Origin of the sequence: Armatimonas sp., assembly GCF_031410135.1 — a bacterium.
In the GTDB taxonomy this organism is placed as follows: domain Bacteria; phylum Armatimonadota; class Armatimonadia; order Armatimonadales; family Armatimonadaceae; genus Armatimonas.
In genome coordinates, this window is the sequence record NZ_JANNYP010000001.1 from 1 (window position 1) to 3,984 (window position 3,984).

At 46.4% G+C, this 3,984-nt stretch carries 4 protein-coding genes; 1 reads left to right on the forward strand and 3 read right to left on the reverse strand.

The features are described from left to right. The 3 genes from RMO15_RS00005 to RMO15_RS00015 form a co-directional block, all read right to left on the reverse strand. A partial coding sequence (locus tag RMO15_RS00005; RefSeq protein ID WP_309706671.1) for a polysaccharide biosynthesis protein occupies window positions 1-459 on the reverse strand: 459 nt, incomplete at its 3' end. 106 nt (window positions 460-565) lie between these two features. Then, entirely contained in the window at window positions 566-1,966 is a 1,401-nt protein-coding gene (locus tag RMO15_RS00010; protein WP_309706673.1) for a hypothetical protein, read from the reverse strand. Beyond that, window positions 1,956-2,216, reverse strand: coding sequence for a hypothetical protein (locus RMO15_RS00015; protein WP_309706675.1), 261 nt, complete (start codon window positions 2,214-2,216; stop codon window positions 1,956-1,958). The genes RMO15_RS00010 and RMO15_RS00015 overlap by 11 nt, the downstream gene beginning before the upstream one ends. Before the next feature lie 159 nt (window positions 2,217-2,375). On the opposite strand from RMO15_RS00015, the gene lysS reads away from it, so the two are divergent. After that, window positions 2,376-3,938: a lysine--tRNA ligase gene (lysS, locus tag RMO15_RS00020; protein WP_309706677.1), complete on the forward strand. Its 1,563-nt coding sequence runs from the start codon at window positions 2,376-2,378 to the stop codon at window positions 3,936-3,938. Window positions 3,939-3,984 lie beyond the last annotated feature (46 nt).

A 3,984-nucleotide genomic window follows, 5' to 3' on the forward strand; every position in this document is an offset into this window, starting at 1 on the left:
TCCTTGCTTGCCAAACTCAAAAGCATGTAAAACCAAGCTCACAGACTCCTCCAGAGACATCAAAAAACGAGTCATACTCGGATCTGTAATTGTGAGTGGCTTGCCTTCTAGCAACTGAGAAACAAACAGAGGTATCACAGATAAAATAACATAAATAGCAAAACGAAATATTATTTTAATTTCGCCTAAAAAACGAAACACTAAATATTCAAAATCATTAACCATAAACTGAGTAATTATCAACATAACCGAATATAAAGAAGCATGAATTAACGACCTCTTACTAAGCAGGTATAATACATAAAAACAAAAAAAATAAATCACATTCAAAATTAAAAAAGGCCTAAGCAACTCAGAAGCATCTATCTCACTAATGTTAACCACAAATAAATTCGTTATTTTCGCATAAATAAACAATATTGGCGACACAATACAGCAAATTTCCTCTTTCTTACCCATTGAAGTCATATTTACTCGATATTTCCCAAAATCTATAGCCATACTAATATAAAAAGCTGACTAGTGTGACCAGAGAGATATAATTTTTGAGCATTGCATAAGAAACTCATATACTTACATTAGTATTCACAAGGAGATAGAGAATCCGCTTCGTTCCTGGGATAAGCACTTTATTTACTTGTTGCCAATGTTTTGAAAAGGCGTTTTCAAAGCCTTGTTCATGGTAATCAGGGAAAATATCCTTGCGATGCGCGAGGAGCCGTTGAACTTGAGAGTCTTCTTTGGGAACAAATTCAATAATCAGCCACGTTGAAATTCTCGTAAAAAACTCAGATATCTGTTTTAAAGGAACGTTATTTCCGATTGCCAAGTGATGAACCAGTGCCAAGGCCAGTGCTACATCGGCTGACCTTCGCCCTATGAGTGACGTTCGCTCGTTGAGATCCCAGCCACAATTATTGCTGGGGTTAGTAAGATCTTGCACGAGTGGATAGAGATTTGTCTCATTTTTCTTACGCATCTGACGGTAGTTTTGCTCGACCGCAGCAGGATCAATATCAAGGCTCAGTGTAAAAATCCCGCGATCGCTTGCCACCCGGCTGAAATGCCCCGTATTCCCCCCACAATCCCAGACCATGCCAGGAGTCGGAGTTATCTGGTCAAGAAACTGACCGACCAGCTCTTGTTTTGCCACCAGAGCAGCATCTGAGTAGTTTGTGTTGTCGTAATAGTCTCCCCACTCCGTTCCTGTAGGCTTCCAATGCAAGCTTTGAACAGCCATTTCAAGACTATCTAAAATCCCCAGTAAACTCTTCCGAGAAAGCATCGTTGTGTTACGTGCAGGAGCATCACGGGGATGATCCGCCAGACGCTTTTGTGATTTTGCATGCAGGTCTAGATGCGCAAATAAGTTTAGGTTAAGCCTTGACTGAATCGGTAATAAAGAGGCAGCAAGGTCTAAAGGAATCCCCTGTATCCAAACACGAAACAGTGATCCTAGTCTAATATCTTTTAAAGCCATGAGAGCTAATGGGGCTAAGAAATGCTCACAAAATTGTCGGTAAGCATCCCAAACTTGCCCCTCAACATAGGGTTCAAATGAGAGAGTATCGATAAAAATCGGTCTCCCTTTATGGAACTGTACATTAAAAGCACTAGCATCTTTAAGCGTGAAACCAAACTCTAGTGCTGTCTTTTGCAGACTAAGTGTCAGAAGCGCGGCATCTTTCCACTGACTAAAACACCACTCATAGGGATAGGAGCAAAAATTAATTTTTTCGGGTTTGATAATGACATAATCATCGCCCTTCTCAACTTCCTCATGAGGGATCAAAAGTCCCCTATCAAATAAGGATTGAAAAAATCCAGAGACAGTGCACTTACTATACGTCTCCAAATACCCTGAGCAAATATAGCGCAGGATTGAATCCCCTTGGTGAAAAATATATCCATCAGGATCACGAAATGATGATGGATGCCGATCCCGCTCTGAATCTTCATTTACCAATGGACGAAGAATCTTTCGAGTCAGACGATATTTCTTTCGAATGCGACATCATACGTGAGAAAAGAAAACGAATTTTCTGAATGATAAGCTTACTACTCACCAATAAACCTGCGACACCTGCCAGAGCTACCTGAAAAGCATAGCTACCGGCTCCAGGATCAATATAAGCATGAGCTTTGATTGCAGTAACATCGAATAATACAATCAATAACAAAGTGGTTTTAAGGAGAGACATAGCTGAAACTTGCATATTTTAGTGACCTTTATTACATGACGACTAATTATCAAATAAGTTCACTTCGCATATAAGAAGTATTACTCAATAAATTGGTGAGGAACTCATCAAACCCTCTTCCAAAGCTTACGGGACATACTATACCCTATGGGTAGACGCGATACAATACAAATTGTGAAAACTGACGAGAATGCAATAATTCACTCTGTGGATGTTCTGACTGAGGAAGAACATGCCATGAACGCCGTCCACCCGGATCGGCTCCGAAAACTGGAAGCCTTGCGCACGCAGGGACGTGACCCTTTTGCCCATGAGGTCTGGGAGCGCTCCTGCTCCCTTCAGGAGATTCGTGAGAGGCATGAGACACTGGTCGGAACAATGGTCAAAGTGGCAGGGCGTGTAAGCAGCTTGCGTCTGCCGTTTTTGGGCCTGCAAGACAAGTCGGGCGATGGTCAGATATTTATTTCCAAAGACGATGCGACCGAGATCCAGAACTATATCAAAGAGTTCGTGGATTTAGGCGATTTTGTCGGGGCTGAGGGTGAGGTTTTCCAGACGCAAAAGGGTGACTGGGCCGTGCGCGTCACTAAACTTGAACTGATTGCAAAAGCACTGCGCCAGCCGCCGTTTCCTAAGGTGTACTACAAAAACGGCGAGAAGCGTGTCCAGGGTGGGCTGAAGGATGTCGAGATTCGCTACCGTCAGCGCTACGTGGATCTCTTTGTCAACCGCGATGCCCGTGAGACACTGAAAAAACGCATGCTCGTCACCCGTGCCGTACGGGAGTATCTAGATAGCGTGGACTATTTAGAGGTCGAGACACCTGTGTTGGTCATGGATGCGACGGGAGCGGCGGCGCGTCCGTTCAACACACTCCATAACGCCGAGAAGCTCGAAATGCACCTGCGTATCTCGCTGGAGCTACCTCTCAAACGCCTGATTGTCGGGGGCATCGAGAAAGTCTACGAGATCGGCAGGGTCTTTCGTAACGAGGGCGTGGATAGCGACCACAACCCGGAGTTTACGCTCCTAGAGCTCTACGAAGCCTACACTAACCTAGAGGGCATGATGGATATCGTTGAGAAGATGTTCCGCCATATCTGCAACACGGTGATTGGTGGGGATATTCTCGCGCTCCCGGATGGCATTGAGATTGACTTCTCCAAACCCTGGCGTCGCCTTCCGATGCTTCAAGGCATTGAGGAAAACTCGGGAGGCCGCATCTCCCGCACCGAGCTCTTAGACCTTGCCAGCGCCAAAGCGGCACTTGCCCGTGTGGGCGGCGACCCTGAGAAAGAGAATACCGTGGGCGGAATTATCGAGAAGCTCAACGAACTCCTCACCGAGCCGACGCTAATTCAGCCGACGTTCATCACGGACTTCCCCTATGAAACCAGCCCGCTGGCACGAAAAAAACCTGGCGAGCCGCACTTAACTCGCCGCTTTGAGTGCTACATCGCAGGCCGCGAGACCGGCAACGCCTTCTCAGAGATCAACGATCCGATTGATCAAAAAGAGCGCTTCGAGTTCCAGGCGGGACAGGCAGCCGCAGGCGACGAAGAAGCGCACCCCTACGACGCAGATTATATCCGTGCCCTAGAGTACGGAATGCCGCCCACGGGCGGCTTTGGGATGGGCCTTGACCGCGTCGCGATGCTCTTCACGGGTGCACAAAGCATTCGGGACATTATCTACTTCCCCCTCATGCGGCCTGAGAACCCACCCAGCCACTCGTAAAACTCGCGTCTACCCTCCCTCAGGGTAGGGAGGGTGCCGAGGAACG

Bases quoted from the DNA above. Each gene is read 5' to 3' on its own strand.
- RMO15_RS00015 (WP_309706675.1), bottom strand. From the start codon at position 2,216: ATGCAAGTTTCAGCTATGTCTCTCCTTAAAACCACTTTGTTATTGATT.